At 70.0% G+C, this 26,652-nt stretch carries 26 protein-coding genes; 8 read left to right on the top strand and 18 right to left on the bottom strand.

Annotated elements, in window-relative coordinates:
• Complete coding sequence (locus tag EXE58_RS16940; protein ID WP_135268945.1) at window positions 1–432, bottom strand: VOC family protein; 432 nt, start codon at window positions 430–432, stop codon at window positions 1–3.
• Between the two features lie 32 nt (window positions 433–464).
• Between EXE58_RS16940 and EXE58_RS16935 the strand changes: the two genes are divergently transcribed.
• The gene (locus EXE58_RS16935; protein ID WP_135268944.1) at window positions 465–1,190 is read left to right on the top strand and encodes a VOC family protein; all 726 of its coding nucleotides are present in this window, start codon (window positions 465–467) and stop codon (window positions 1,188–1,190) included.
• Here the strand turns inward: EXE58_RS16935 and EXE58_RS16930 are convergent.
• The 4 genes from EXE58_RS16930 to EXE58_RS16915 all read right to left on the bottom strand — a co-directional run bounded on the left by EXE58_RS16930 (window position 1,187) and on the right by EXE58_RS16915 (window position 5,307).
• Window positions 1,187–2,452 carry a dihydroorotase gene (locus EXE58_RS16930; RefSeq protein WP_135268943.1) on the bottom strand — a complete coding sequence of 422 codons (1,266 nt, stop codon included), beginning with the start codon at window positions 2,450–2,452 and terminating at the stop codon, window positions 1,187–1,189. The two genes, EXE58_RS16935 and EXE58_RS16930, sit on opposite strands and share 4 nt — an antisense overlap.
• On the bottom strand, window positions 2,452–3,378 hold the full coding sequence (locus EXE58_RS16925; RefSeq protein WP_135268942.1) for an aspartate carbamoyltransferase catalytic subunit: 927 nt from the start codon (window positions 3,376–3,378) through the stop codon (window positions 2,452–2,454). Before EXE58_RS16925 ends, EXE58_RS16930 begins: the two co-directional genes overlap by 1 nt.
• Window positions 3,375–3,905, bottom strand: coding sequence for a bifunctional pyr operon transcriptional regulator/uracil phosphoribosyltransferase PyrR (pyrR, locus tag EXE58_RS16920; RefSeq protein ID WP_135268941.1), 531 nt, complete (start codon window positions 3,903–3,905; stop codon window positions 3,375–3,377). Before pyrR ends, EXE58_RS16925 begins: the two co-directional genes overlap by 4 nt.
• 121 nt (window positions 3,906–4,026) lie before the next feature.
• Entirely contained in the window at window positions 4,027–5,307 is a 1,281-nt protein-coding gene (locus EXE58_RS16915) for an acetyl-CoA C-acetyltransferase (protein ID WP_135268940.1), read from the bottom strand.
• A 206-nt stretch (window positions 5,308–5,513) separates the two neighbouring features.
• Here EXE58_RS16915 and EXE58_RS16910 point away from each other — a divergent pair, with 206 nt between their 5' ends.
• Both EXE58_RS16910 and EXE58_RS16905 read left to right on the top strand, forming a co-directional pair.
• Window positions 5,514–6,848 (top strand): 3-oxoacyl-ACP reductase, encoded by a 1,335-nt coding sequence (locus EXE58_RS16910; RefSeq protein WP_135268939.1) that lies wholly within the window; start codon window positions 5,514–5,516, stop codon window positions 6,846–6,848.
• Entirely contained in the window at window positions 6,845–7,735 is an 891-nt protein-coding gene (locus EXE58_RS16905; protein ID WP_244242284.1) for a MaoC family dehydratase, read from the top strand. Before EXE58_RS16910 ends, EXE58_RS16905 begins: the two co-directional genes overlap by 4 nt.
• Window positions 7,736–7,738: 3 nt before the next feature.
• On the opposite strand, the gene EXE58_RS16900 is transcribed toward EXE58_RS16905, so the two are convergent.
• The 3 genes from EXE58_RS16900 to EXE58_RS16890 form a co-directional block, all read right to left on the bottom strand.
• On the bottom strand, window positions 7,739–8,965 hold the full coding sequence (locus EXE58_RS16900; RefSeq protein ID WP_135268938.1) for a peptidoglycan DD-metalloendopeptidase family protein: 1,227 nt from the start codon (window positions 8,963–8,965) through the stop codon (window positions 7,739–7,741).
• 99 nt (window positions 8,966–9,064) lie between these two features.
• Window positions 9,065–9,943 carry an acyl-CoA thioesterase gene (locus EXE58_RS16895; RefSeq protein WP_135268937.1) on the bottom strand — a complete coding sequence of 293 codons (879 nt, stop codon included), beginning with the start codon at window positions 9,941–9,943 and terminating at the stop codon, window positions 9,065–9,067.
• Window positions 9,943–10,854 (bottom strand): proteasome assembly chaperone family protein, encoded by a 912-nt coding sequence (locus tag EXE58_RS16890; protein WP_135268936.1) that lies wholly within the window; start codon window positions 10,852–10,854, stop codon window positions 9,943–9,945. Before EXE58_RS16890 ends, EXE58_RS16895 begins: the two co-directional genes overlap by 1 nt.
• 118 nt (window positions 10,855–10,972) lie before the next feature.
• On the opposite strand from EXE58_RS16890, the gene EXE58_RS16885 reads away from it, so the two are divergent.
• From EXE58_RS16885 to EXE58_RS16870, 4 genes are all read left to right on the top strand, one after another.
• The gene (locus tag EXE58_RS16885; RefSeq protein WP_135268935.1) at window positions 10,973–12,172 is read left to right on the top strand and encodes a thiolase family protein; all 1,200 of its coding nucleotides are present in this window, start codon (window positions 10,973–10,975) and stop codon (window positions 12,170–12,172) included.
• Between the two features lies 1 nt (window position 12,173).
• Window positions 12,174–14,270, top strand: coding sequence for a 3-hydroxyacyl-CoA dehydrogenase NAD-binding domain-containing protein (locus EXE58_RS16880; protein WP_135268934.1), 2,097 nt, complete (start codon window positions 12,174–12,176; stop codon window positions 14,268–14,270).
• A gap of 132 nt (window positions 14,271–14,402) precedes the next feature.
• Window positions 14,403–15,950, top strand: coding sequence for a sodium-dependent transporter (locus EXE58_RS16875; protein WP_135268933.1), 1,548 nt, complete (start codon window positions 14,403–14,405; stop codon window positions 15,948–15,950).
• The gene (locus tag EXE58_RS16870; RefSeq protein WP_135268932.1) at window positions 15,950–16,078 is read left to right on the top strand and encodes a methionine/alanine import family NSS transporter small subunit; all 129 of its coding nucleotides are present in this window, start codon (window positions 15,950–15,952) and stop codon (window positions 16,076–16,078) included. The genes EXE58_RS16875 and EXE58_RS16870 overlap by 1 nt, the downstream gene beginning before the upstream one ends.
• 10 nt (window positions 16,079–16,088) lie before the next feature.
• On the opposite strand, the gene dxs is transcribed toward EXE58_RS16870, so the two are convergent.
• The 6 genes from dxs to EXE58_RS16835 are packed head-to-tail and all read right to left on the bottom strand — an operon-like array spanning window position 16,089 to window position 20,965.
• A complete protein-coding gene (gene dxs, locus EXE58_RS16865) occupies window positions 16,089–17,993 on the bottom strand; it encodes a 1-deoxy-D-xylulose-5-phosphate synthase (protein ID WP_135268931.1) in 1,905 nt (634 codons plus the stop codon).
• Between the two features lie 2 nt (window positions 17,994–17,995).
• The gene (locus EXE58_RS16860; protein ID WP_135268930.1) at window positions 17,996–18,928 is read right to left on the bottom strand and encodes an SMP-30/gluconolactonase/LRE family protein; all 933 of its coding nucleotides are present in this window, start codon (window positions 18,926–18,928) and stop codon (window positions 17,996–17,998) included.
• Entirely contained in the window at window positions 18,925–19,791 is an 867-nt protein-coding gene (locus EXE58_RS20180) for an NUDIX domain-containing protein (RefSeq protein WP_244242283.1), read from the bottom strand. The genes EXE58_RS16860 and EXE58_RS20180 overlap by 4 nt, the downstream gene beginning before the upstream one ends.
• 20 nt (window positions 19,792–19,811) lie before the next feature.
• Window positions 19,812–20,228 carry a hypothetical protein gene (locus EXE58_RS16845; RefSeq protein ID WP_208544059.1) on the bottom strand — a complete coding sequence of 139 codons (417 nt, stop codon included), beginning with the start codon at window positions 20,226–20,228 and terminating at the stop codon, window positions 19,812–19,814.
• A 37-nt stretch (window positions 20,229–20,265) separates the two neighbouring features.
• Window positions 20,266–20,670 carry a YjbQ family protein gene (locus EXE58_RS16840; RefSeq protein WP_135268929.1) on the bottom strand — a complete coding sequence of 135 codons (405 nt, stop codon included), beginning with the start codon at window positions 20,668–20,670 and terminating at the stop codon, window positions 20,266–20,268.
• The gene (locus EXE58_RS16835) at window positions 20,660–20,965 is read right to left on the bottom strand and encodes a thiamine-binding protein (RefSeq protein WP_135268928.1); all 306 of its coding nucleotides are present in this window, start codon (window positions 20,963–20,965) and stop codon (window positions 20,660–20,662) included. The genes EXE58_RS16840 and EXE58_RS16835 overlap by 11 nt, the downstream gene beginning before the upstream one ends.
• Before the next feature lie 69 nt (window positions 20,966–21,034).
• On the opposite strand from EXE58_RS16835, the gene EXE58_RS16830 reads away from it, so the two are divergent.
• Complete coding sequence (locus EXE58_RS16830) at window positions 21,035–21,835, top strand: alpha/beta fold hydrolase (RefSeq protein ID WP_135268927.1); 801 nt, start codon at window positions 21,035–21,037, stop codon at window positions 21,833–21,835.
• Window positions 21,836–21,847: 12 nt separating this feature from the next.
• Here the strand turns inward: EXE58_RS16830 and EXE58_RS16825 are convergent, their stop codons facing one another.
• The 4 genes from EXE58_RS16825 to EXE58_RS16810 all read right to left on the bottom strand — a co-directional run bounded on the left by EXE58_RS16825 (window position 21,848) and on the right by EXE58_RS16810 (window position 26,432).
• On the bottom strand, window positions 21,848–22,456 hold the full coding sequence (locus EXE58_RS16825) for a DUF3105 domain-containing protein (RefSeq protein WP_135268926.1): 609 nt from the start codon (window positions 22,454–22,456) through the stop codon (window positions 21,848–21,850).
• On the bottom strand, window positions 22,453–23,028 hold the full coding sequence (locus EXE58_RS16820; protein WP_135268925.1) for an HIT family protein: 576 nt from the start codon (window positions 23,026–23,028) through the stop codon (window positions 22,453–22,455). The genes EXE58_RS16825 and EXE58_RS16820 overlap by 4 nt, the downstream gene beginning before the upstream one ends.
• A gap of 3 nt (window positions 23,029–23,031) precedes the next feature.
• The gene (locus EXE58_RS16815) at window positions 23,032–25,914 is read right to left on the bottom strand and encodes an aconitate hydratase (RefSeq protein ID WP_135268924.1); all 2,883 of its coding nucleotides are present in this window, start codon (window positions 25,912–25,914) and stop codon (window positions 23,032–23,034) included.
• Window positions 25,915–26,075: 161 nt separating this feature from the next.
• The gene (locus EXE58_RS16810; RefSeq protein WP_135268923.1) at window positions 26,076–26,432 is read right to left on the bottom strand and encodes a hypothetical protein; all 357 of its coding nucleotides are present in this window, start codon (window positions 26,430–26,432) and stop codon (window positions 26,076–26,078) included.
• Window positions 26,433–26,652: the final 220 nt, after the last annotated feature.

Below are 26,652 nucleotides of genomic sequence, written 5' to 3'. Positions count from 1 at the left end.
TCAGGCCACGAAGACGCAGAAGACGTGCCCGGCGGGGCTGGCGTACGCCCGCAGCGGCTCCTCGCGGTCATCGCTGCGATCCAGGCGCAGTCGGCCGCCCAGCCCCAGCACCCGCTCGTGGACCGCGTCCAGCGCCGAGACCGAAGGAACCGTGGTGTCGAGGTGGGTCACCGCGGGATGACCCGTCTCCGGCCAGCGGTTCTCGGGGAGTCGCTCGACCGCCTGCAGCGCAAGACATCGTCGGCCGTCCGGGTGGGTGAGCACCAGCCAGTCGGCCTCGTCGGGACCGTCGTCCGGCACCTCGTCACCGGGACGGTAGGCGAGCCCGAGGAGCTCGCGCCAGAACTCTGCCTCGCGACGTACGTCGACGGCGTCGAGCACGGTGTGCAGGAGCTGCGGGACAGCGGGCGGGAAGTCCTGGGCAGTGTCCATCCCACGACCCTACGTCGTGCCATCATCCCCACATGAGCAGCTCCTCGGGCGGCCCCTCATGGGTCCAGGTCTTCCTCGACACGCCGGCCGAGCACTTCGAGGAGGCCCTGTCCTTCTGGTCCTCGGTCACCGGCTGGCGACCCTCGCAGCGCCGGGGCGAGAACGGGCAGTTCCTCACGCTGCTGCCGTCCGGAGGGGCGGCGTACGTCAAGATGCAGGCCGTCAGCGAGCGGGCAGGCGTCCACCTCGACCTGGACTCCGACGACCGACCGGCCTCGATCATCCGTGCGCGAGAGCTGGGTGCGACCCCGGCCTGGACCTACCACGACGTCGAGGTGATGCGCTCCCCCGGCGGCATGGTGTTCTGCCAGACGCTCGGCGCCGGCGAGTCGGCGATCGCACGCGGCGCAGCGACGATCCTCGACCAGGTCTGCCTCGACGTCCCCTCCTCCCTGTGGGAGTCCGAGGTCGTGTTCTGGACGGAGCTGACCGGGCGGGAGGCCGAGATGGGCGTTCGACCGGAGTTCGTCAGGCTCCCGCACCCGACGCAGGCGCGGATCCTCCTGCAGCGTCTCGAGGAGCCGCGCGGCACGGTCAGCGCCCACCCGGACATGGCCACGACCGACCGTCACGGCGTCGCCACGCTCCATGTGCGCCTGGGTGCCCGCGTCGTCGAGGTCCGTGATCGGTGGACCGTCCTCACGGCGCCCGGGGGCCAGGTCTACTGCCTGACGGACCGGGACCCCTCGACCGGCTAGGCGAGCGCTCCGTCGCGAACCGTGACGCGGCCGCCGTAGACCGTGTGCACCACCCGGCTCCTGAGCGTCCGGCCGTGCCACGGGTTGTTGCGCGAGAGCGACACGGAGGCGCCCCGGTCCACGGTCACGGTCGCGTCGGGCTCCACGAGCACGACGTGGGCCGTCGATCCCAGGTCGAGCGAGCCGAAGCCCTCGAGACCGGCGATCTGCGCCGGGGCGGCCGACATCACCCGGGCGATGTCGGCCCACGCCAGGTCGGGAAGGGCGGTGCGCACGACGGCCAGCGCCGTCTCGAGCCCGAGCATCCCGAACGCGGCGTCGACGAAGGCGTGCTCCTTGTCGTGGCGGGCGTGGGGCGCGTGGTCGGTGGCCACGGCATCGATGGTGCCGTCGGCGAGGGCCTCGCGCAGCGCCTCGACGTCCTCGTCGGGGCGCAGGGGCGGGTTGACCTTGAAGGTCGGGTCGTAGCCGGTGAGCAGGTCGGTGGTGAGCATGAGGTGGTGGGGCGTGACCTCGGCCGTGACGTCGATGCCCTGCGCCTTCGCCCAGCGGAGCACCTCGACCGACCCGGCCGTCGAGACGTGGGCGATGTGGACCCGCGACCCCGTGTGCCGGGCGAGCATCACGTCGCGGGCCACGATGACCTCCTCGGCGACGCCGGGCCAGCCGGGCAGCCCGAGCCTTCCCGAGACCTCCCCCTCGTGACAGCAGGCGCTCGGGCCGGCGAGGGTCGGGTCCTGGGCGTGCTGGGACACCACGCCGCCGAACGCCTTGACGTACTCCAGCGCCCGTCGCATGACCCGCGCGTCGTGGACGCACCTGCCGTCGTCTGAGAAGACGCGCACGGCGGCGCGCGAGCGCGCCATCAGGCCGAGCTCTGCGAGCTCCTCGCCGGCCAGGCCGCGCGTCACCGCACCCACGGGCTGGACGTGAACGAGACCCGCCTCCCGGCCGAGGTCGAGCACCCGCAGGGCTGCCTCGGCGGTGTCGGTCACCGGGGAGGTGTTGGCCATCGCCAGGACGGCGGCGTAGCCGCCCATGGCTGCGGCACGCGATCCGGAGAGGATGGTCTCGGCGTCCTCGCGGCCGGGCTCGCGCAGGTGCGTGTGGAGGTCGACCAGGCCGGGCAGCGCGACCAGCCCGTCGGCGTCGATGGTCTCGTCGGGCGACAGGACCTCGTCGACCAGCACGCCGGAGTCGTCGACGTACAGGTCCCCGGCCTGCTCCCCCAGCACGAGCGCGCCGGTGATCTTCAGCGTCATCAGGACTCCTCGCCCGCGAGCAGGTGGTAGAGCACGGCCATCCGGATCGCGAGACCGCCGGAGACCTGCTCGAGGACGACGGACTGGGCCGCGTCGGCAGCGTCGGCGGCGATCTCCAGGCCGCGGTTCATGGGTCCCGGGTGACAGATCGGGGCGTCCGGCTTGAGCAACGCCAGCCGGTCACGGGTGAGCCCGTAGCCCACGGTGTACTCCCGCGCGCTGGGGAAGTAGCCCCCCGACATGCGCTCGCGCTGGACCCGGAGCATCATGACCGCGTCAGCCTCTGGCAGCACCGCGTCGACGTCGTACGACGTCTCGAAGCCCGCCGCCCGGGACCACGCGCCGACGCCGGCCGGCATGAGCGTCGGCGGGGCGACGACGGTGACCCGTGCGCCGAGCTTGGTCAGGCACAGCACGTTGGACCGGAAGACCCGGCTGTGCGTCAGGTCGCCGATGATGGCGACGTGCCGGTCCTGGAGCGACCCCAGCCGGGTGCGGAGCGTGTAGGCGTCGAGCAGGGCCTGCGTCGGGTGCTCGTGCATGCCGTCGCCCGCGTTGACGACCGACGCGTCGACCCACTGGCTGACCTGGTGAGCCGCACCGCTGGCGGGGTGCCGGACGACCAGGCCGTCGACGCCCATCGCACAGACCGTGAGGACGGTGTCCCGGAGGCTCTCTCCCTTGGACGCGCTCGAGCCCTTTGCGCTGATGTTGATGACGTCGGCGGAGAGCCACTTGCCGGCGATCTCGAAGCTGGAGCGGGTGCGGGTGGAGTCCTCGAAGAACAGGTTCACGACCGTGCGCCCGCGCAGGGCCGGCAGCTTCTTGACCTCACGACGCTGGACGTCGTGCATGTCGGCGGCCGTCTCGAAGACGGTCTCGATCTCGTCGCGGGACACGTCGTCGATCGACAGGAGGTGCTTCACGAGATCGTCACCTCGTCCTCGCCGTCGATCTCGGCCACCTTGACGCTGACGCGCTCGGTGCGCGCGCTGGGGAGGTTCTTGCCCACGTGGTCGGCACGGATGGGCAGCTCGCGGTGTCCGCGGTCGACCAGCACGGCGAGACGCACGGCGGAGGGGCGCCCCAGGTCGGCGAGGGCGTCGAGCGAGGCCCTGATGGTGCGACCGGAGAACAGCACGTCGTCGACCAGGACGACGACCTTGTCGTCGATGCCGGACCCGGGGATCACGGTCTTGTGCGAGCGTCGGGTGGGCTGTTTTCGCAGGTCGTCGCGGTACATCGTCACGTCCAGCTCGCCCACGTCGACCCCAGCGCCCTCCACGGCCTGGATGCGCTGCGCGATGCGGTGAGCCAGCGGGACGCCGCGGGTGTGCAGGCCCAGCAGGACGAGCTGGCTGGCGCCCTTGTTGCGCTCGAGGATCTCGTGGGAGATGCGCGTCAGTGCCCGGGAGATGTCACGGGCGTCGAGGACGGTGCGTGGGTCAGCCATGCGGGTGCAGGACCTCCTTCTCCGCCTCACGGGACGGCTCGTTAAAGGATGTCGAAGTCAGGTGGACCCTAGCAGCGCGCGCCCCCGACGTGTGCCGGGAGCGCGCGCGGGCGCGGCTGAGTCAGCGCTCGAGGATGGCGACGACGCCCTGGCCGCCGGCTGCGCAGATCGAGATGAGCGCGCGACCCTGCCCCTTCTCAGCGAGCAGCTTGGCCGCGACGGGGACGATGCGGCCGCCGGTCGCGGCGAAGGGGTGAGCAGCAGCGAGCGAGGACCCGTTGACGTTGAGCTTGCTGCGGTCGATCGCGCCGAGCGGCTCGTCACGTCCGAGTCGCTCCTTGCAGAAGACCGGGTCCTCCCACGCCTTGAGGGTGGACAGCACCTGGGCGGCGAACGCCTCGTGGATCTCGTAGTAGTCGAAGTCCTGGAGCGTGAGACCGGCCCGGTCGAGCATCTCGGAGACCGCATAGGCCGGCGCCATCAGCAGACCCTCGTCGCCGCCGACGTAGTCGACGGCCGAGGTCTGGAACTCGGTGAGGTAGGCCAGCACGGGCAGCCCCCGCTGCTCGGCCCACTCCTCGGACGCGAGCAGCACGGCCGAAGCGCCGTCGGACAGAGGCGTGGAGTTGCCTGCTGTCATCGTCGCCGCCTCGCCCTTGCCGAAGACCGGCTTGAGCTTGGCGAGCTTCTCCACGGTGGAGTCCGGGCGCATGTGGTTGTCGCGCTCGACCCCGCGGAAGGGGGTGACGAGGTCGTCCATCCAGCCGGAGTCCCAGGCGCGCGCGAGGTTCTGGTGCGACGCCGCGGCGAGCTCGTCCTGCTCCTCACGGGTCACGCCCCACTCGAGCGCCGTCAGCGCCTGGTGGTCGCCCATGGAAAGGCCGGTGCGGGGCTCGCGGTTGGCCGGGGCGGAGATGCCGATGTCGCCGGGCCGGATCCTGGCCAGGGCGAGGAGCTTGTCCTTGGTCTCGCGCTTGGTGTTGGCCGCGAGGAGCTTCTTGCGCAGCTTCTCGGAGATGGCGATCGGCGCGTCGGACGTGGTGTCGGCACCTCCGGCGATGGCGGAGTCGATCTGGCCGAGCGCGATGAGGTTGGCCACGGTGATGATGGCCTGGAGCCCCGTGCCGCAGGCGATCTGCATGTCCAGGGCGGGCGTGCTCGGGCTCAACCTGGAACCGAGGACGACTTCGCGCACGAGGTTGAAGTCGCGGCTGTGCTTCATGACCGCACCGCCGGCGACCATGCCGAGCTGCTCGCCCTGGAGGTCGAAGCGCTCGACCAGGCCGTCGACAGCGGCGGTGAGCATCTCCTGGTTGGAGGCGTCGTTGTAGACGGTGTTGGACCGGGCGAAGGGGATACGGTTTCCGCCGATGATGGCGACGCGGCGGGTCGTGGACTGCATGTCGGCTCCTGCTGTCTGGTGCGGGTGGCTGTCTCGTGCGGATCGTCCCGAAGGCTGTGCCGGGCGTGGCTCCTATCCTTGCTCCCGACACACTGTCAGGGAATGCAATGAGTGCCACATCACGATGAGTGGACACCGAGTTACAGCAATTGTTACAACTGCCGCGCACTGCTCGATCTCGTCGACCCCCAAAGGACCCGCCTGCCATGAGTGACCGCTACCAGGGATTCGTCTCGAGCCCCCTCGGCAAGCTGCTGGTGAAGAACCTCGGCCTCCCCAACCCCACTCCCCTCGAGCGGTACGAGCCCGGGGCCCCGCTCGTCCGTGGCACGGTCGGCCTGGGCGGCAGCGGTCGCCTGGTCGCAGACCTCCCCTCGGTCCTCGACGACCTCGGCATCGCCTCGACGACCGAGACCACGACGGAAGAGAAGTACAAGGGGCTCGTCTTCGACGCCACCGGCATCTCCGAGCCCGGCGGCCTGATCGCGCTCCAGGAGTTCTTCACCCCGTTGATGCGCAGCCTCGACACCTGCCCGCGGGTCGTGGTGCTCGGCACCACGCCTGAGTCGGTCGAGGGATCCGAACGTGTCGCACAGCGCGCTCTCGAGGGCTTCATCCGATCCCTGGGCAAGGAGATCGGCAGGGGCGGCACCGTCCAGCTCGTCTACGTGAACGAGGGCGCGGACGCCGCCCTCGCCTCCACGCTCGGGTTCTTCCTCTCCCCCAAGTCCGCCTACGTGTCGGGCCAGGTCGTGCGGATCGGTGCCCACGGAGAGCAGCAGGCCGAGCCGGTCGATGACTGGACCCGCCCGCTGGAGGGCAAGGTCGCGCTCGTCACCGGCGCGAGCCGCGGCATCGGGGAGCAGATCGCCCGCGTCCTCCACCGCGACGGAGCCCTCGTCGTCGGTGTCGACGTGCCCCAGGCAGCCAGCGAGCTCCAGGCGCTCATGCGGGAGATCGACGGTGACCACCTGACCCTCGACATCACGGCCAAGGACGCTCCCCAGCGCATCGCCCACCACCTCCGCGAGAAGCACGGCGGTGTGGACGTGGTGGTGCACAACGCCGGCATCACCCGCGACAAGAAGCTCGCCAACATGGCCGAGGACCGCTGGTCGAGCGTGATCAACGTCAACCTCACCGCCCCGGAGCGCATCACCCGCACCCTCCTGGACGAGAAGGTCATCAACGACAACGGCCGCGTCATCGGCGTGGCCTCCATCGCCGGCATCGCGGGCAACGTCGGTCAGACCAACTACGCCGCCTCCAAGGCGGGCGTGATCGGACTCGTCGACTCCCTCGCCGACGAGGTCGGGAACGGCATCACGGTCAACGCCGTCGCACCCGGCTTCATCATCACCGCCATGACGGCGGCGGTGCCGTTCGCCACTCGCGAGGTCGGCCAGCGTCTCAACGCGATGAGCCAGGGCGGGCTGCCGGTGGACGTCGCCGAGGCAATCGCGTGGTACGCCTCGCCCGCCTCCACGGCCGTCAACGGCAACGTCGTCCGGGTGTGCGGCCAGATGATGCTGGGCGCATGATGGGCGGTCCCGAGACCAAGCTGCTCACCGGGGAGCCGGGCGGGCTGACCACCCTGGTGCGCGCAGCGCTCCCCGCCATCCCAGGCGTCAACCTCCTGCCCGGGGTGAGGAAGGCCTCCTCCAGCACGTTCCGAGGGCTCTCCTACGCCCGACCGGGGGTGGCGACGACCCGCAAGGACGTCGACGCCTACTCCGCGGTGTGCGGGTTCCCCCGCAAGGACACTCTTCCCGTGCCCTACCCGCACATGCTGGCGTTCCCGCTCCACATGGCGATCATGAGCGACCCCGCCTTCCCCTACCCCGCCATCGGGATGGTGCACGTCGAGAACTCCATCACCGCCCACCGTCCTGTCGAGGTGGGCGCGACCCTCGACGTGAGCGCCTCGGTGGCTCCGCCTCGCGCACATGCCAAGGGTGCCCTGCTCGACTTCGTCACGACCGCGACCTGCGACGACGAGGTCGTCTGGGAGTCCGCCTCCGTCTACCTGCGGCGCGGCCCGCGGGTGGAGGGTGAGCCTGACCCGGGGCTGTCCGTCGTGGACCCGCCCAGTGGGGGCGTGCAGTGGCGACTGCCGGCAGACCTGGGGCGCACCTACGCCGGAGTCTCCGGCGACCACAACCCCATCCACCTCTACCCGTTGACGGCGAAGGCACTGGGCTTCCCCCGCCAGATCGCCCACGGCATGTGGACCAAGGCGCGTTGCATCGCAGCGATCGAGAACCGCCTGCCCGACGCGGTCACTGTCGAGGTGGCGTTCAAGAAGCCGGTGTTCCTGCCGGGCACGGTCAGCTTCGCGGCTCGACAGGTCGACGGCGAGCACACGTTCTCGCTGACGAGCCCGAAGGACGGGTCTCCGCACCTGGTGGGAAGAGCCACCCGCGCCTGAGCTTCAGCGGCTGCGCCCCACACGGACCACCCGCGTGGGCGTAGCCGTCGTGCCGGGCCTGGCGGACATCGGTGCGAAGCCCTGCGAGAGCAACGCGGTCGTGGGCGACCACACACCGAGGTCGGTGATGCCGTTGCCGTCCCAGTCGCCGGTGACCGGCAGGTCGCCGGGCGCGCCGAGCTGCACGACCGAGAGCAGCGACAGCCCGTCGGCGGTCGTCGTACGCAGGGTGAAGGTCGCGGTGGACTGGTCGAAGACACCCAGGTCCGTGCGACGGTCCCCGTCCCAGTCACCGGTCACGGGCAGGTCGTCGCCGTCGCCGAGCCAGACCGGTGCCGTGGAGCCGTCTGGCTGGCGCTGCCAGAAGGTGGCGTCGCTCGCCCGGTGGACGCCGATCTCGCTGGAGCCGTCCCCGTTCCAGTCACCGCTGATCGGACGGTCCGAGACGAGCCCGAACTTGATCTTCGCTACCCCGTTGGCGGTGCGGAGCTTGAACTTGCTCCGCCGCGGAGTGCGCACCCCCACGTCGAGCTGGCCGTCACCGTCCCAGTCCCCGAGGAGCGGCTCGTCGAACGCCCTCCCGAAGCGGACCTGGATGGGTGCCGAGCTCGTGGGACTGACGATGAAGGTCGACCGGCGCGCTCGACGGAACACCGCGGTCTCGGCGGCCGGGTCGCCGGTGAAGTTGCCCGCCAGCGGAACGTCGACGCAGTTGGCGGAGGTGAGGGCGCCGGGCTTGAAAGCCACGCCGCCGAACCACGCGTCCACGACGGCCTTCCCCGACTTCTGCTCGAAGTGCAGGTGGGAGCCGCGCGAGTTCCCCGTGTTTCCGACCGTGCCGATCATGGTGCCCTGGTCGACTCGTTGGCCGAGCCCCGCGCTCACGCTGTTGAGGTGGGCGTAGAGCGAGCTCTCGCCGTTGCCGTGGTCGATCACGACGTAGCGGCCGTAGCCGCCACTGGACGACGCCTGGGCAGTCGTCACCGTCCCGCCGGCGGCGGCCACGACCGGGGCACCGGCGTCGGGATTGCGGTTCCAGTCGATGGACCTGATGCTCGGGCTGTGACCGGCCCGGGTGGATCCCGCCCACGTCTCACCGCAGGGGAACGGCATCTGGTACGGCGTCAGCGGTGGTGTGCTCCGTGCCGCGAACGCCGCCCCAGTGGTCACCACCAGCGTCATGGAGGCCAGCCCCGCAAGGGGTCCGAGCAGGGGTCGCGGCAAGCGCATCGGGCACGTCCTCAATCACAGGAGTCACAGGAGCGCTCAACCGTAACGAGGCGACGACACGCCCGTCCGCGAAATGCGGTGAATTACAACGTTGTAGTGCTAGGAGGACTGCGCGCGGCCGTCCCGGAGGCGGATCAGGCCCTCCTGTGCCACCGTCGCGACGAGCTCGCCCTCACGGGTGAAGACCCGCGCCGTGGTCATCCCCCGGGCTCCGCCGGCGAACGGCGAGGCCTGGTCGTAGAGCCACCACTCATCCGCCCGGAAGGGGCGGTGGAACCAGATCGAGTGGTCCAGGGACGCCGGCTGGAGCCGGCTCGAGTAGATGCCGATCCCGTGTGGCACCAGGGCCGCGCCCAGCAGGGTCAGGTCGCTGGCATAGGTGAACGCGGCCGCCTGGAGTGCCCGGTCGTCGCCGAGGTCGCCGTCGATGCGCACCCACAGCCGCGCCTTGGCCGGATGGTCGGGATCCTCGGGGAGGCCCATGGCGGAGGTACCGATGTAGCGACCGTCGAGCGCCGACCACTCGCGGTCCCACTCCTCGAACGCCTCCTGACCACGCTGGCGCACGAGATCTGCGATGGGAACCGCATCCTCGGGAGGGATCACGTCGGGCTGGCGGTCCTGGTGCTCCATGCCGTCCTCAGGCCTCTGGAAGCTGCACGAGAGCTGGAAGATCGGACGGCCGTGCTGCCGCGCCAGGACACGGCGCGTGACGAAGCTCGCCCCGTCGCGGGTGCGCTCGACGTCGTAGACGATCGGGACCTCGTGGTCCCCGGGTCGCAGGAAGTAGGAGTGGAGGGAGTGGATGACCAGGGCGTCCTCGACCGTCTGCTGGGCAGCCATCACGGCTTGGGCCGCGACCTGTCCTCCGAACACGCGCTGGCGGGTCGTGCGGCGGGGCTGGGACCCCCGGTAGAGGTTGAGGTCGATCTGCTCGAGCTCCAGGAGCTCCACGAGCTCGGCGGCACTGCCGGCCATCAGCGCTCGTCCTCGTCGAGACCGGCGAGGAACTGCTCGAACTGACGACCGATCTCCTCGCCCGTGGGCAAGGGTTCGTCCGCCGCGAGGAGGGAGCTCCCTGACTCCTCGGCCTCGCGGAAGGCGTCGTACTGCTGCTCGAGGCCCCGCACCACCTCGCCGACCTCGTCGTGGGACTCCAGGTAGCGCTCGATCTCGGCCTCGGTCGACTCGGCGGCCGCGCGGAGCTCGGTCAGGTCGACGGTGAGTCGCCCCCCGAGCTCGACCTGCTCGACAAGCGCGACAGCCGCCTGGGGGTACTCCATCTGGGCCAGGTAGTGCGGGATGTGGGCGACGAACCCGAGGGCGTCGTGGCCCCACTCCCCGAGTCGGATCTCGAGGAGCGCCTGCGCGCTCGCCGGGACGCGAAGCTCGCCCTGCCACGGGCTGTGACCGAGGACCAGCTCGGGGCGGTTGGCGTGCGGGGTGATCGCGATCGGCCTGGTGTGGGGCACGGCCATGGGCACCGCGCCCATCCCGACGGTTCGCGACACCCCGAAGTGCTCGATCACCTCGCGGACAGCACGCGCGAAGCCCTCCCACCTCGTGTCGGGCTCGGGACCCTGCAGGAGCAGGAACGGCGTCCCACCCGTGTCGCGCAGCGCGCGCACCACGAGCCGGGGAGCCTCGTAGGAGTCGTACCGGTCGCGCACGAAGGTCACCGGTGGGCGACGGGCGCGGTAGTCGTGGAACACGTCGACGTCGAAGGTCGCCACGACCTTGCTCTCGCTCAGGTCGGCGAGGTAGGAAGCAGCCAGCTCGGCCGACTTGCCGGCATCCAGGAACCCGGTCAGGACACAGACGAGGGTGAGGTCGCCGGCCTCGTCGAGGACCTCGGCGTCGTCGACGATGTGCACGAGTCTTTCGGCCATGGGGGCAAGCCTAGTGAGTGAGCGGTCGCACACCGTCGGTGGTACGACAGAACTACTCAGCGTTGTTACTGGGGGGTAACCTACTCTGGTCTGCCACCCTCATCCCCAGGAGTTGTTCGTGCCCCGAAAGCAGCGAGAGGTCGTCTTCGTCGACGGCGTGCGCACACCGTTCGGCAAGGCCAAGGGCCAGTACGCCGAGACCCGTGCCGACGACCTCGTCATCAAGTGCATCCGTGAGCTGATCCGGCGCAACCCCTCGCTCCCTCCTGAGCGGGTGGACGAGGTCGCGGTGGCCGCGACCACGCAGATCGGCGACCAGGGCCTCACGATCGGGCGCACCGCCGCCCTTCTCTCGGGCCTGCCCGACACGGTCCCCGGCTTCTCGATCGACCGCATGTGCGCCGGCGCCATGACAGCAGTCACCACGACGGCGTCGGGCATCGCCTTCGGGGCGTACGACGTCGCCATCGCCGGCGGCGTCGAGCACATGGGCCGCCACCCGATGGGCGAGGGCGTCGACCCCAACCCGCGCATCCTCAGCGAGCGGATCGTCGATCCCGACGCCCTGGTCATGGGCAAGACCGCCGAGAACCTCCACGACCGCTACCCCACGATCACCAAGGAGCGGGTCGACTCCTACGCCGTGCGGAGCCAGCAGAAGACCAAGGCCGCCTACGACGCCGGCAAGATCCAGCCTGACCTCGTGCCGGTCGCGACGCGCTCGGCAGACGCCGGCTGGGGCCTGGCGACCGTCGACGAGCCGATGCGTCCGGAGACGACGATGGAGTCGCTGGGCGGTCTCAAGACGCCGTTCCGCTCGCACGGCAACGTGACCGCGGGCAACGCCGCCGGCATCAACGACGGCGCCACCGCGGCGCTGCTCGCCGACGAGGAGACCGCGCGCGAGCTCGGCCTCCCGGTGAAGATGCGCCTGGTGGCCTACTCCTTCGTGGGGGTCGAGCCCGAGGTCATGGGCGCCGGCCCCATCCCGGCGACCGAGAAGGCGCTCAAGCAGGCCGGGCTCACGATCGACGACATCGACGCGTTCGAGGTCAACGAGGCGTTCGCCGTCCAGGTGCTGGCGTTCCTGGAGCACTTCGGGATCGCCGACGACGACGACCGCGTCAACCCCTACGGCGGCGCGATCGCGATGGGCCACCCGCTGGCCTCGTCCGGCGTGCGCCTGATGACCCAGCTCGCGCGCCAGTTCGAGGAGCGCCCCGAGGTGCGCTACGGACTCACCACCATGTGCATCGGCATCGGCATGGGCGGCACCGTGATCTGGGAGAACCCCCACTACGTCGGAGAGGACGCCTGAGATGAGCGACAACACCCATGAGCTCTCCGCAGACCTGCGCGCTCGCGCCGAGGCCATCGTGTCGGAGGCCGAGCGGGTCACCCGTGCCCACCTGCGCAAGGTCGCGCTTCCGGGAGTCACCTTCGGCCTGATCACCCTCGACAACGGCGAGGACCACACCAAGCCCAACACCTTCGGCCCCGGCTCGTTGCTCGAGCTGGACAAGGCGATCGACGCGGCACTGGCGGACGACACCATCCAGGCGATCGCGGTCACCGGCAAGCCGTTCATCCTCGCCGCCGGAGCCGACCTCACCAGCATCCAGGGTGGCGGCCCCGGCGCCGTGCGCACCGTGGCCGAGCTGGGGCACGCGGTCTTCCGCAAGCTCCAGGACGGCGGCAAGCCCAGCTTCGGGCTGATCAACGGCCTGGCGCTCGGTGGTGGTCTCGAGGTGGCGCTGCACTGCACCTACCGCACGGTCATGGACTCCGCCCCTGCGCTGGGGCTCCCCGAGGTCATGCTCGGCCTGGTCCCCGGCTGGGGCGGCGCCTACCTGGTTCCCAACCTGCTGGGTGCCGACAAGGCGGTCACCCTGATCCTCGAGAACCCCCTCAACCAGGGGAAGACCCTCGGCGGCCAGGCCGCCTACGAGATGGGGCTCGCCGACGCCGTGTTCGGCGGCGCCGACTTCCTCGAGCAGTCATTGCTGTGGGCAGCCGCCGTCCTGCGCGGTGAGATCCAAGTGCACCGCGCCGACCCCGACCGGGGCGAGGCGTGGGACGCGGCGATCGAGCGCGCGCGCCAGATCGTGGCCAGCAAGACCGGCGGCGGCTCCCCCGCGGCGCGCAAGGCCGTGGAGCTCATCTCGGCAGCCCGCGACACCGACCGCGACGCAGGCTTCGCTGCCGAGGACGACGCCCTCGAGGAGATGTCGGAGACCCCTGAGCTGCTCGCGTCGCTCTACGCCTTCGACCTGGTCCAGAAGCGCGCCAAGCGGCCCGCCGGCGCGCCGGACAAGTCGTTGGCACGGCCGGTGACCAAGGTCGGGATCGTGGGCGCGGGCCTGATGGCGAGCCAGCTGGCACTCCTGTTCGTACGCCGCCTCGAGGTGCCCGTCGTGCTCACCGACCTCGACCAGGAGCGCGCCGACAAGGGCGTCGCCTATGTGCACGCGGAGATCGACAAGCTCCTCGCGAAGGGCCGGATCAACCAGGACAAGGCCAACCGCCACAAGGCGCTGGTCACGGGAGAGACCGACAAGCAGGCGGCGTTCGGTGACGCCGACTTCGTGATCGAGGCCGTCTTCGAGGAGATGGCGATCAAGAAGACGGTCTTCGCCGATGTCGAGAAGGTCGTCTCCGCCGAGTGCGTCCTGGCGACGAACACCTCCTCGCTCTCCATCACCGAGATGGCAGCCGACCTCGAGCACCCCGAGCGCGTCGTGGGCTTCCACTTCTTCAACCCGGTCGCGGTGATGCCGCTGCTCGAGATCGTGCGCGGCGAGCGGACCGACGACGCCACGCTGGCGACGGCGTTCGCCACCGGCAGGAGCCTGAAGAAGACCTCGATCCTCGTGAAGGACAGCCCCTCCTTCATCGTGAACCGGCTCCTGGGGCGCTTCATGGGCGAGGTCGGTCGGATCGTCGACGAGGGCACGCCCGTCGAGGTCGCGGACAGCGCCTTCGCCGGCATCGCCCCGATGCCGCCGTTCATGCTGCTGTCCCTGGTCGGTCCGGCCATCGCCCTGCACAACAACGAGACGTTGGCAGGAGCCTTCCCCGACCGCTTCTACGTCTCCCCGGCACTGCGGCGGGTGGTCGAGGCGAGGAAGCCGGGCTACTACGGCCCCGACGGTTCCATCGACCCGTCCGTGGCAGAGCTGCTCGAGAAGCCGGAGCAGCCGGTGGTGCTCACAGCCGAGGAGGTTCGGGAGAAGACCCTCGTCGGCCTGGCCGAGGAAGCGCGCCTGATGCTGGACGAGGGCGTGGTCGCCGCCCCCGAGGACATCGACCTGGCGATGATCACCGGCGCCGGGTTCTCGTTCTGGAACGGCGGGCTGACCTTCCTGCTGGACGTGTCCGGAGTGTCGGAGAAGGCCAACGGAAAGCGATTCCACTGAGCCGCTGATCGTTCGCAGCAGGGCCCGGCCGATGCCTCGGCCGGGCCCTGCTGCGCTTCCCCCGCCCGTGGTGGTGCGCGGGTGTTGCCTCTGGCATGCTGAATCCGCCCGCACCCATCGGTAGGAGGATCCGTGAGCTCACCCGTCGAGCACTCCGAGGAGCACCGGGGGGCGTTCAGCTCCCGCAAGGTCTTCATCCTCGCCGCGATCGGCTCAGCCGTCGGACTCGGCAACATCTGGCGCTTCCCCTACGTCGCCTACGAGAACGGCGGCGGCGCCTTCATCATCCCCTACCTCGTCGCTCTGCTCACGGCCGGACTTCCGTTCCTGCTGCTCGACTACGGACTCGGCCACCGCTACCGCGGCTCGGCCCCCTTGGCCTTCCGGCGAGCCCATCCAGCAGCCGAGGGACTCGGCTGGTGGCAGGTGGCGATCTGCTTCGTGATCGCCGTCTACTACGCCGCTGTCATCGCCTGGGCTGCGCGCTACGCGCTCTTCTCGATGGACAAGGCGTGGGGCGACGACCCCGAGGGGTTCCTCTTCGGCAGCTATCTCCAGGCGGGCGACCCCGGGATCGGACTCGACTTCGTCAGCGGCGTGACGGTGCCCCTGGTGCTCGTCTGGCTGGTCGTCCTCCTCATCATGGCCCTCGGCGTGCAGAAGGGCATCGGCGCCTCGTCGATGATCTTCATCCCGATCCTGTTCATCTCGTTCATCGCGCTGGTGGTGGTCGCCCTGACCCTCGACGGCGCCGCCGTCGGCCTCGACGCACTGTTCACGCCCGACTGGAGCGCACTGGGCAAGACCAGCGTCTGGATCGCGGCCTTCGGCCAGATCTTCTTCTCGCTGTCGGTGGGCTTCGGCATCATGATCACCTACGCGTCCTACGTCGGCCGACGCAGCGACATGACCGGCTCGGGGCTCGTCGTGGGCTTCGCCAACTCCGGCTTCGAGCTGCTCGCCGGCATCGGCGTCTTCGCCGCTCTCGGCTTCATGGCCACCGCGGCGGGCACCTCCGTCGACCAGGTGGCGACCGACGGCCTGGGCCTGGCCTTCATCGCCTTCCCGGCGATCATCAACGAGGCCCCGGCGGGCGCCCTGATCGGGGTCCTCTTCTTCGGCTCCCTCGTCGTGGCGGGGCTGACCTCGCTGGTCAGCGTGATCGAGGTGGTCATCTCAGCCGTCCGGGACAAGTTCGAGATGTCCCGGATCGCGGCCTCGATGGCGGTCGGCGTGCCGGCTGCCCTGATCAGCATCGTGCTCCTGGGCACCACCACGGGGGTCTACGTGCTCGACATCGTCGACCACTTCATCAACCGCTTCGGCATCCTGCTGGTCGCGGTGGTGAGCATGCTCGCGCTGTCGTGGGTCTTCCGCAAGACCGCTCTGCTGCGTGAGCACCTCAACCGGGACGGCTCGGTGCACGTGGGCATGTGGTGGCAGTGGCTGATCGGGTTCGTGGCACCGGCCGCGCTGACCTTCATCCTGGTCAACGAGCTCATCAACAACATCCAGGAGCCCTACGAGGGTTACCCGACGTGGATGCTGAACACCCTCGGGTGGGGCCTGGCGGCCGCCGTGATCGTGCTCGGCTTCCTCGCGGCTCGGATGCCTTGGCGTTCGAGCACGTTCATGGGGGATCCCGAGATCAAGGCACGAGAGAACGAGAGGAGCTCCTGATGTCCACGTCCGCCATCGTCATGATGCTGATCGCGATGCTCATCCTGTGGGGCGGGCTCGCGCTCGCCATCGTGAACATCGCCCGCAACCAGGGCGAGGAGCCGGAGATCGTCCACCGCGACCTCTGAGCCGGCGGGATCAGCCCGGGTGGTGCTGCTCCACGGCGGCGAGCCCGTCGTGCCGGGCGGTGACGTCCTCGACGATGCCACGGGCGATGCTCTGCGCGTCGAGGCCGATCCGGGAGAGGATCGCGTCCCGCTTGGCGTGGTCGAGGAACTCCTGGGGGATCCCGTGCAGCTTGAACGGTGTGGTCACGCCGGCATCGTTCAGCGTCTGGAGCAGGGTCGCACCGACGCCGCCGACACGGCCGTTGTCCTCGACGCTCACCACGAGCTCGTGGGAGCGGGCCAGCTCGACGATCGCGGGGTCGACCGGCTTCACCCAGCGAGGGTCGACCACGGTCACTCCGATCCCCTGGTCACTGAGGCGCGCGGCGACGTCGACGGCCACGGCACACATCGAGCCGACCGCCACGATCAGCACGTCCCGTGGACCTGATCGCACGAGCACGTCGGTGCCACCGGCCTTGCCGACCGCCGGGATGTCCTCGGGTGGAGGACCCTTGGGGAAGCGCACCACGGTCGGGGCATCGGCCACCTCGACCGCCTCGTCGAGGAGCTCGCGGAGCCGGGAGACGTCGCGAGGGGCCGCCAACCGCAGCCCGGGGACGACCTGCAGGATCGACATGTCCCACATGCCGTTGTGGCTCGCGCCGTCATCGCCGGTCACCCCGGAGCGGTCCAGCACGAAGGTGACCCCGCAACGGTGCAGGGCGCAGTCCATGAGGACCTGGTCGAAGGCGCGGTTGAGGAATGTCGCATAGACGGCGAAGACCGGGTGGAGACCCCCCATCGCGAGCCCCGCCGAGGCGGTGGCCGCGTGCTGCTCGGCGATGCCCACGTCGAACGTGCGCTCGGGCCAGCGACCCTGGAACGCGTCGAGTCCCACGGGGTGCATCATCGCGGCCGTGACCGCGACGACGTCGTCGCGGCGCGCACCGATCTCGACCATCGCATCGGAGAAGTGGTCGGTCCAGATCCGTCCCTTGGGCTTCTCCATGCCCGTCTGGACGTCGAAGGGGCCGGGTGCGTGGAACTGGTCGGCCTCGTGACGCTCGGCAGGGTCGTAGCCGAAGCCCTTGCGGGTGATGGCATGGACGATGACCGGGCCGTTGAACCGCTTGGCGCTGGACAGCGCCTGCTCCATGGCAACCCGGTCGTGCCCGTCGACCGGTCCGACGTACTTCAGTCCGAGGTCCTCGAAGAGGCCCTGCGGGGCGAGGGCGTCCTTCATGCCCTTCTTCATGGCGTGCAGCGCGTCGTAGGCGGCACTGCCCACCCCGGGCACCGCGTTGAGGCGCTTCTTGACCAGGTCGAGGACCTGCTCGTAGCGCGGGTTGGTGCGCAGGGCGGTGAGCGCCGTGGCGAGCCCGCCGATGGTCGGGGTGTAGGAGCGCTCGTTGTCGTTGACGACGATGACCAAGCGGCTCTTCCGAGAGATCGCGATGTTGTTGAGCGCCTCCCATGCCATCCCGCCGGTCAAGGCCCCGTCGCCGATGACCGCGACGACGTGCCGGTCCTCCTCGCGGACGGCGTAGGCCTTGGCGAGACCGTCGGCGTAGGACAGCGAGGTGGAGGCGTGGGAGTTCTCGACGATGTCGTGGTCGGACTCGGCCTGGCTCGGGTAGCCGCTCAGTCCGCCCTCCTTGCGCAGCGTGGAGAAGTCGGTGTGACGGCCCGTGACCAGCTTGTGCACGTAGGACTGGTGACCGGTGTCGAAGACGACACGGTCGCGCGGGCTGTCGAACACCCGGTGGATGGCCAGGGTCAGCTCGACGACGCCCAGGTTGGGCCCCAGATGTCCGGTGTTGGTGGCGACCGTCCGGATGAGGAGGTCGCGGATCTCCGCCGCCAGGGCGTCCAGCTCCGTGTCGGAGAGGGCACGCAGGTCCTGCGGCGAGGTGATCGACTCGAGATGGCCCATGGTCATCGAGTGTATGGGAGCACCGCGACGGCCGCCTCGTGGAGGCTCCCGAGCCACACGCTCCCCTCGTGCTCGCGGACGCCGGTGACCATGTGGAAGTCGGGCGCCGAGATGTCGAGGTCGTGCACGAGCTTCCCGGCGTCGTCGTAGGCCTGGGCCCGCACCGTGCGCTTGGGCTTGGGCTGCAGCGGCGCAGGGATCCGCGTGACCGCCCGCCGCACGGGCATCGGTGCCCGCTGGATGCGTTCGACGACCGGGTCGGTGGGGCTGCCGATCGAGACCCAGATCAGCCCGTCGCTCCCCCGGCTGATGTTGTCGGGGTAGCCGGGTAGGTCCTCGACGAGGAAGTCCCGGCGACCGGCACGCTCACCGGTGAGCCAGTGGCGTACGACCGTGCGGGCGCCGCTCTCGGCGACTGCGACGAAGTCGCCGAACGCGCTGAGCGCGACCCCGTTGGCGAACGCGAGCCCCCGCTCCACGACAGTGACCGTGCCGTCGACGTCGCGACGCAGCAGCCGGCCGGTGCGGGTGACCTGGACGAAGTCGTCCTTCCACCTCTCGATCCCGTAGTGGGTAGAGGAGTCGCTGAACCAGATCGTGCCGTCGCCACCCACCGCCGCGTTGTTGCAGAAGCGCATCCTCGTGCCGTCGACGCGCTCGGTGAGCGTGGTGACCGTCCCGCTGCCCGTGTCGACGACCAGCAAGCCGCGGCGCGCGTCGCACACGAGCAGGTCGCCGTCGAAGGGCAGGGAGCTGTCGAGGAGCTCGAGGCCGAGAGGTCGACCGCCCGTGTGGGCGACGCGGTCGAGGCGGGAGCCGTCGGGGCGCAAGCGCCAGATCGTGCCGTCCTCGGTGCCGGTGAAGACGTCGCCGTCGGGCGTGACGACGACGTCCTCGGCACCCATCGCGGGGACGGGGTGGACGGTGAGCTTCATGCGGACTCCCACAGGCTGCGGTAGAGGGCGGACTCCAGAAAGGCGGGTACGACGTCGGCCGCGGCGTGCGTCAGCGGCAGGCCCCGGGCGGTTGCAGGGTCGACGAACACGATCTGACGGCCCTCGCGGCAGTCGATGTCGGCGTCGGTGAGGTCGGTCCCGGCGACGAAGACCGCCATCCGGTCCCAGGTGCCATAGGCGTGGCGGTGGTCGACGACGAACTCGCCCACCAAGGTCAGGGTGCCCGGCGGCAGGCGCACACCCGTCTCCTCCTCGAGCTCGCGGAAGGCGGCTTCCTCGAAGCCCTCCCCCGGCTCGACGTGGCCGCCGCAGAGCCCCCACTTGTCCGGGTCGATGCGCGGGTGCTCGTCTCGCTCCTGGAGGAGGATGCACCCCGCTCGATCGACGAGGATCACCCCGGCAAACGTGCGAGCGTCCGGGTCGGGCGCCGACGGGTGCTCGGCCGCCCACGCACGCAAGGCGGTGAGGACGGCCTCCGTGCCGGGGTTCAGCGGTAATGAGTGGAGCGACCGGGGGTCGACGAAGACGATCTGGCGGCCTTCCCGGCACTCGACGTCCTCGTCACCGAGCAGGGTCGCGGCCGTGAAGGCGTGGTAGCGGAACGGTCCCAGCGGGGAGACCACCTCGAAGACCCCGAGCTCGGCGAGAGCGTCTGCCTCGACCCGGATGCCGGTCTCCTCCTCGAGCTCCCGCGCCGCAGCCTCGCGAGGCGTCTCGCCCTCCTCGAGCGCCCCACCGGGGAAGCACCAGGTGTCCGGCCAGGTCGGAGCGTGCTCGTCGCGCTCCTGCATGAGGAAGTGACCGCGTGGGTCCACGAGAGCCAGGCACACCGCTGCTTGCACCCGCCGAACCTACCGGTGAGTCACATCCTCGCGACATAGCGACGTCCACGGACCGCCTCCTCGACCAGACCGATCCCTCTCCGCAGGGCCATCAGTCGCGCGTCCTCCAGCTGGAAGGTCTGCACGGCCGCCTCGACCACCTCGCGGCTCGCGACGTCCTTGAGGTCACCCCGGATCTCGCTGAGCCCTCGTCGCGTGGCTGCCTGCTGGGCCTCGACGTGAAGAACCGCGAACCGGGCGAGGACGACAAGGTGGCGACGGAGTCCCGGCCAGCGGCGATACTCCGGCGGGCACTGGTCGAGGAGCCAGCTGGCGGCGGTGCCCTCCCAGCCGGGCGCGTCAGGCGGTCGCACCTCGCGCGGCCACCCGGGTGGGGCGACGCCCGCGTGTCCCCCGCGCGGCTGCCCACGCGGTGGCTGGTGCGGGACAGGGAACATCGTTGGAGTGTATCGAACACACGTTCGACAGACGAGGTCAGCCCCTCAGGAACGAGAAGCGCACGTCGCGCTCGACGTTGTCGACGTTGAGGTCCACGAGGCAGATGGACTGCCACGTGCCGAGCGCCAGCCGCCCGCCCAGGACCGGGACCGAGCAGTGCGGTGGGACGAGAGCGGGCATCACGTGGGACCGGCCGTGACCGGGTGACCCGTGCCGGTGCCGCCAGCGGTCGTCGGCGGGCAGGAGGTCGGCCAGCGCCGCGAGCAGGTCGTCGTCGGATCCCGCACCGGTCTCGATGATGGCCAGCCCGGCGGTGGCGTGAGGCACGAAGACGTGGAGGAGCCCGTCCCCCCGGTCGCGGACGAACGAGCCTGCATCCTCGGTCAGGTCGAGCACCACGTCGTGGCCCCCGGTGCGATAGGAGCGGACCTCACTCTCCATCCGCCAGCGCCTCCTCGATCCGTTCGACCTTGGCGGTGAGCTGTCCGTCGTACCCCGGGCGGATGTCAGCCTTCAGGACCAGTCCCACCCGCGGCGAGACGGCTGCCACGACCTCGACGGCCTGCTTCACGACCGCCATCACCTCGTCCCACTCCCCCTCGATGTTGGTGAACATCGAGTTGGTCTCGCAGGGAAGCCCCGACGCCCGTACGACGCGCACGGCGGCGGCGACCGCCTCGGTGACCGAACCGGTCGGGTCCTCAGTCATGGGCGAGATGGAGAACGCGGCGATCATGCAGCCAATCTACGCACCTCGTCTGATCAGGTGATGGACACCTCGGCGCCGCTGGCCAAGAATCGGGGCATGGCTATCGATCTCCATGTCGAGGACTCCGGCGGCTCGGGTCGCCCTGTCGTGCTCATCCACGGCTGGCCGATGTCGGCGAAGATGTGGGCCCCCCAGACCGGACCGCTCACCGAGGCCGGCCTGCGCGTCATCGCCTATGACAGGCGCGGTTTCGGGCGGAGCGAGAAGCCTGCCGACGGATACGACTACGACACGCTCGCAGCGGACCTCGACGGCCTGCTGACCGACCTGGACCTCACCGACGTCACCCTCGTCGGGTTCTCCATGGGCGGCGGCGAGGTCGCGCGCTACATCGCCAACCACGGCGAGGACCGGCTGCGCTCGGTCGTGTTCGCCGCGGCCGTGCCGCCCTACCTCCTCCAGACCGAGGACAACCCCGAGGGCCCGCTCACCCCCGAGGCCGCCGAGGAGTTCTCCCGCGGGCTCGAGGAGGACCGCGAGGCGTTCTTCGACGGCTTCACTCGGAACTTCTTCTCCGCCCGGGGGGAGCTGCAGGTCACCGAGCAGCAACGGCAGGACGCAATCGCGATGTGCCACGAGAGCGACCAGACGGCCGCGCTGGGCTGCGCCCACGCGTTCGCGACCACCGACTTCCGGGACGACCTCAAGAAGGTGCACGTCCCGACGCTGGTGCTCCACGGCTACAGCGACGGCATCGTGCCCCTGTCAGGGTCCGGTCAGCGCACCCACGAGATGGTCACGTCCGAGCTGACGGTGATCGCCGGGGCGCCCCACGGGCTCAACCTCAGCCACTCCGAGCAGTTCAACCACGCGCTGCTCGAGTTCCTGGCTCGCTGACGCGTCTCGCCCTCAGGCCCCGAGCCCCGGCGCGGAGACGCCGCCGGAGGGATCCGGCGTCCCGCCGTGGCAGCTGGCGCCGCGCTCGGGCGCGGTGTGGCCGTCGCCGTACTCGTCGAGGAAGAGCGCGAGCCGTTCGTCGTCCGCACCGTCCAGGACGAGCTGGGCTCCCCAGACGGTGACGACCACGGGACCGGGCAGGTCCTCCCGTGGCGACATGATGCCGTTCTCAGGGAGCAGCTCCGCCAGCCGGGTGTGCTCCTGTTCGGGAAGGTCCGGCTCGTGGGTGATCCAGACGGTCCCGTGCTCGAGGTCGTGGACGGCGTTCTCCTCGCGCACCGGCACGTCATAGACGCCGCACGCCAGCCACGTCGGCGCGTGTGCGCCGCCGGCGGGCGGGACGTGGGGGTAGTCGACGTCCCCCTCGGTGTGGCTCCGGTCGGTGATGTCGTGGGTCTGCACAGCGGACAGGTCGGCCGGGGCGCGCTCGTAGCCCGCGACCCGCGCGATCACCGGCGCGAGGAGCGCACCGCCCAGGACGAGGCCCGAGACGACGCAGGAGAGGACGAGCGGGAGCCGGGACGGCCGACGTCGTGCCGGCTCGAGCTGGGTGTCGGTCATCGCGCCAGGGCGGCGCGCACCAGCTCCGCGCGGGCGTCGAGCTCCTCGCGGGGCGTGGCGGGGAGCATGTCGGCCCACACCGTGAGGTTCGACCCACGAAGCTGCAGCACGCCCTCCGGCCTGGCGAGCAGCGTCACCGACAGGTGACCTCCGCCGTTCTCCCACTTGTTGACGTGGACGTTGCCGACACCCTCGAGGGACTTCATCGCACGGTAGGTCCGGCCGATCAGGCGGCCCATCTCGGCGTGCCCCTCGTCATCGAGGTCGTCCAGCGACTCATGGCTGCGCGAGACCACGTTCGCCACGAAGACGAGGTTGCAGCCGCTCGGGCGTACGACGCCGAGGCGCTCGCCCGTGTGGAGGAGCAGGTCGTCGGTCACCAGGGCGCGGCACGTCCCACAGGACTCGGGCGTCCGCGTGCGGTCAGGCTCCGGGACGGCGTACTCCTCCAACGAGCGGACCCGGAGCCCCGCGGTCTCGAAGGGGAAGACGTCCCAGGAGGCCATCGACCCGGGAACCAGGCGGCCGTCGTCGCCGACGGCCGCCTGGGCCCGCTCGAGGAACTCACGCACCTGTCAGCCTCGCAGGAGGTTGCGCAGGACGTACTGCATGATCCCGCCGTGACGGAAGTAGTTGGCCTCACCCGGGGTGTCGATCCGGACCACCGCGTCGAACTCGACGTCGCCGGCCGTGACCTTCACCGTGCGCGGGGTGCTCCCGTCGTTGAGCTGGGTGATCCCGGTGATGGAGAACTCCTCCTCACCGGTGAGACCGAGCGACTCGGCCGTCTCGCCCTGCGGGAACTGCAGAGGGATGACGCCCATGCCGATCAGGTTGGAGCGGTGGATGCGCTCGTAGGACTCCGCGATCACGGCCTTCACACCGAGAAGCGAGGTGCCCTTGGCCGCCCAGTCCCGCGACGAGCCGGAGCCGTACTCCTTGCCGGCGAGCACCACCAGCGGGACACCGGCCGCGATGTAGCGCTCGGAGGCCTCGAAGACGCTCGTGACCTCCCCGCCCGCAGTGAAGTCACGCGTGACACCACCCTCGGTGCCGGGCGCCAGCTGGTTGCGGAGCCGGATGTTGGCGAAGGTTCCGCGGATCATCACCTCGTGGTTGCCGCGACGCGAGCCGTAGGAGTTGAAGTCACGCTGCTCGACACCGCGCTCCGCCAGGTAACGGCCGGCGGGACTGTCCTTCTTGATCGCGCCGGCGGGGCTGATGTGGTCGGTGGTGACCGAGTCACCCAGCTTGAGCAGGACACGGGCACCGGTGATGTCCTCGACCGGGGTCGGGTCCTGCGGCATGCCGTCGAAGTAGGGAGGCCGGCGGACGTACGTCGACTCCTCGTCCCACGCGAAGGTGTTGCCCTCGGGCGTCGGCAGCGAGCGCCACTGCTCGTCACCGGCGAACACGTCCTCGTAGCTGGAGTCGAACATCTCCGAGCTGATCGCCTGCGCGACCACGTCCTCGATCTCCTTGGCCGTGGGCCAGATGTCACGCATGAAGACGTCGTTGCCGTCCTGGTCCTGACCCAGCGGGTCGTTGAACAGGTCGACGTCCATCGATCCGGCCAGCGCGTAGGCCACCACCAGGGGCGGCGACGCGAGGTAGTTCATCTTGATGTCGGGATTGATCCGACCCTCGAAGTTGCGGTTGCCGGACAGCACGGAGACGACCGCGAGGTCGTTGTCGTTGACAGCCTGGCTCACCTCGGGGATCAGCGGTCCCGAGTTGCCGATGCAGGTCGTGCACCCGTAGCCGACGAGGTTGAAGCCCAGCTTGTCGAGGTAGGGCGTGAGGCCGGACTTCTCGTAGTAGTCGGACACGACCTTCGAGCCCGGGGCCAGCGTGGTCTTGACCCACGGCTTGCGCTGGAGGCCCTTCTCCACGGCCTTCTTCGCGAGCAGGGCGGCACCGATCATCACCGAGGGGTTGGAGGTGTTGGTGCACGACGTGATGGCCGCGATCGTCACCGCGCCGTGGTCGAGCTCGAACTCCGTGCCGTCGGCGAGGGTGACCTGGGCCTTGTTGCTGGGTCGGGTGTCCGAGGCTGCAGCCGCGTGCTGGTGCCAGTCGTCGGGGGCACCGGCGCCGTTGCCACCACCGGTGCCACCGCCGCCGTTGGAGGCCGGGGAGTCGCTCGAGGGGAACGACTCGGCCGAGGCCTCGTCGACCTTCGACTCCACACCGAACGGCTTGTCGTTCCCGGGCACGCCGGGCTTGCGCTCCTCGCCACCGGTCTCGTCGGCGCTGACGTAGTCGGCCAGGGCCGTGCGGAACGCCTGCTTCGCCTCGGAGAGCGCGACGCGGTCCTGGGGACGCTTGGGCCCGGCCAGCGACGGAACGACGGTGGCCAGGTCGAGCTCGAGCTTCTCCGAGAAGCGCGGCTCGGCCTCCGGGTCGTGCCACAGGCCCTGCTCCTTGGCATAGGCCTCGACCAGCGCGAGCTGCTCGTCCTCGCGACCCGTCAGGCGCAGGTAGTCGATGGTCTGCTCGTCGATCGGGAACACCGCGATGGTCGAGCCGAACTCCGGGCTCATGTTGCCGATCGTGGCCCGGTTGGCCAGCGGCAGGACCGACACTCCCGGTCCGTAGAACTCCACGAACTTGCCCACGACACCGTGCTCGCGAAGCATCTCGGTGATCGTGAGGACCAGGTCGGTCGCGGTCGCGCCCTCGGGAAGGTCGCCGTTGAGCTTGAAGCCCACGACTCGCGGGATCAGCATGCTGACTGGCTGGCCGAGCATCGCCGCCTCGGCCTCGATGCCGCCGACACCCCAGCCGACGACACCGATGCCGTTGACCATCGTGGTGTGGGAGTCCGTGCCGACACAGGTGTCCGGGTAGGCCTGCAGCTCACCGTCGACCTCACGGGTGAACACGGTGCGAGCGAGGTGCTCGATGTTGACCTGGTGGACGATCCCGGTGCCCGGGGGGACGACCTTGAAGTCGTCGAACGCGCCCTGCCCCCAGCGCAGGAACTGGTAGCGCTCGCGGTTGCGCTCGTACTCGATCTCGACGTTTCGCCCGAACGCCTCCGGAGTGCCGAAGACGTCGGCGATCACCGAGTGGTCGATCACCATCTCGGCCGGGGCGAGCGGGTTGATCCTCGTCGGGTCACCGCCGAGGTCGGCCATCGCCTCACGCATGGTGGCGAGGTCGACGACGCAGGGGACGCCGGTGAAGTCCTGCATGATCACGCGCGCCGGCGTGAACTGGATCTCCTGGTCGGGCTCGGCGTCAGCGTCCCAGCCGGCGATCGCCTTGATGTGGTCGGCGGTGATGTCGGCGCCGTCCTCGGTGCGGAGGAGGTTCTCCAGCAGCACCTTCAACGAGAAGGGCAGAGACTCGACGTCCAGCCCCTCGCCGCTCACCGCACCGAGGCGGAAGATCTCGTAGGACTTGCCGTCCACGTCCAAGGTGCCCTTGGCACCGAAGCTGTCCTGACTGGCCATCAGCCACATCTCCTCGGGAGTTCGCGGGTTCGCCCGTCCATCTTGCCGCCGCACGGAGCAGGACGGTAAGGAAGGCGACCCTAAGTTCTGACGTCGTAATATCTTGACGTCAAGATATCACACGGGGCCCTGGGTCCCCGGCCGCCTGTCGGTGGCTGACGTCACTGGATCCCGGCCACCCGGTCCAGCTGCTGCAGGAGCTCGTGCGCCGCGAGCTCGACCTTCTTGTGCCGCCACTCCGCCGCGCGGTAGACGCACGCGATGAGGCCGGACCGGTGCACGCGGCGGAGGTCCCCGTAGACGAACGCGTAGCGAGCCTTGGTCTCGTCGTTGGCTCCCTCGGTCAGGCCGAGGTGCCAGGCGGCGTACTCCTCCCACGAATGTCTCTCGAGGAAGGCGTTCTCGGCTGCGGCATCGGGCTGCACGTCACCCCAGTCCGAGTCGAGGACGTACTGGCGCGACTCGATCAGGCGACGCGCGTGCGCAACGGCGTCCGGGTTGACGGCGTACCGGGCCACGAGGCCACCCTGCCGCGGCGGTGGTGGCGGCACAACCCGTCTCCCCACCCCCACCCGGGGCGGGAAGGCTGTCGTGTGCCGCCACCCTGGAAGGTCTCCGAGAGGGTCAGCCGCGGTGCGGCTCGAGCAGCGCGACGCACTCCACGTGGTGGGTCATCGGGAACACGTCAAAGGGGCTGAGCGTGCGTGCGGGTCTTTGCGATTCGCCGCACCCAACTGG

The sequence above is a fragment of the Nocardioides seonyuensis genome (genome assembly GCF_004683965.1).
Lineage (GTDB): Bacteria > Actinomycetota > Actinomycetes > Propionibacteriales > Nocardioidaceae > Nocardioides > Nocardioides seonyuensis.
This window is presented reverse-complemented; position numbering and strand designations above follow the sequence as displayed.

Coding starts and splice junctions, on each gene's coding strand:
- EXE58_RS16845 (WP_208544059.1), bottom strand. CDS start 20,228: ATGTTCCCTGTCCCGCACCAGCCACCGCGTGGGCAGCCGCGCGGGGGA.
- EXE58_RS16905 (WP_244242284.1), top strand. CDS start 6,845: ATGATGGGCGGTCCCGAGACCAAGCTGCTCACCGGGGAGCCGGGCGGG.
- EXE58_RS16840 (WP_135268929.1), bottom strand. CDS start 20,670: ATGGAGAGTGAGGTCCGCTCCTATCGCACCGGGGGCCACGACGTGGTG.
- EXE58_RS16835 (WP_135268928.1), bottom strand. CDS start 20,965: ATGATCGCCGCGTTCTCCATCTCGCCCATGACTGAGGACCCGACCGGT.
- dxs (WP_135268931.1), bottom strand. CDS start 17,993: ATGGGCCATCTCGAGTCGATCACCTCGCCGCAGGACCTGCGTGCCCTC.
- EXE58_RS16915 (WP_135268940.1), bottom strand. CDS start 5,307: ATGCAGTCCACGACCCGCCGCGTCGCCATCATCGGCGGAAACCGTATC.
- EXE58_RS16900 (WP_135268938.1), bottom strand. CDS start 8,965: ATGCGCTTGCCGCGACCCCTGCTCGGACCCCTTGCGGGGCTGGCCTCC.
- EXE58_RS16935 (WP_135268944.1), top strand. CDS start 465: ATGAGCAGCTCCTCGGGCGGCCCCTCATGGGTCCAGGTCTTCCTCGAC.
- EXE58_RS16880 (WP_135268934.1), top strand. CDS start 12,174: ATGAGCGACAACACCCATGAGCTCTCCGCAGACCTGCGCGCTCGCGCC.
- EXE58_RS16825 (WP_135268926.1), bottom strand. CDS start 22,456: ATGACCGACACCCAGCTCGAGCCGGCACGACGTCGGCCGTCCCGGCTC.
- EXE58_RS16815 (WP_135268924.1), bottom strand. CDS start 25,914: ATGGCCAGTCAGGACAGCTTCGGTGCCAAGGGCACCTTGGACGTGGAC.
- EXE58_RS16940 (WP_135268945.1), bottom strand. CDS start 432: ATGGACACTGCCCAGGACTTCCCGCCCGCTGTCCCGCAGCTCCTGCAC.
- EXE58_RS16910 (WP_135268939.1), top strand. CDS start 5,514: ATGAGTGACCGCTACCAGGGATTCGTCTCGAGCCCCCTCGGCAAGCTG.
- EXE58_RS16890 (WP_135268936.1), bottom strand. CDS start 10,854: ATGGCCGAAAGACTCGTGCACATCGTCGACGACGCCGAGGTCCTCGAC.
- EXE58_RS16930 (WP_135268943.1), bottom strand. CDS start 2,452: ATGACGCTGAAGATCACCGGCGCGCTCGTGCTGGGGGAGCAGGCCGGG.
- EXE58_RS16860 (WP_135268930.1), bottom strand. CDS start 18,928: ATGAAGCTCACCGTCCACCCCGTCCCCGCGATGGGTGCCGAGGACGTC.
- EXE58_RS16830 (WP_135268927.1), top strand. CDS start 21,035: ATGGCTATCGATCTCCATGTCGAGGACTCCGGCGGCTCGGGTCGCCCT.
- EXE58_RS16870 (WP_135268932.1), top strand. CDS start 15,950: ATGTCCACGTCCGCCATCGTCATGATGCTGATCGCGATGCTCATCCTG.
- pyrR (WP_135268941.1), bottom strand. CDS start 3,905: ATGGCTGACCCACGCACCGTCCTCGACGCCCGTGACATCTCCCGGGCA.
- EXE58_RS16895 (WP_135268937.1), bottom strand. CDS start 9,943: ATGGCCGGCAGTGCCGCCGAGCTCGTGGAGCTCCTGGAGCTCGAGCAG.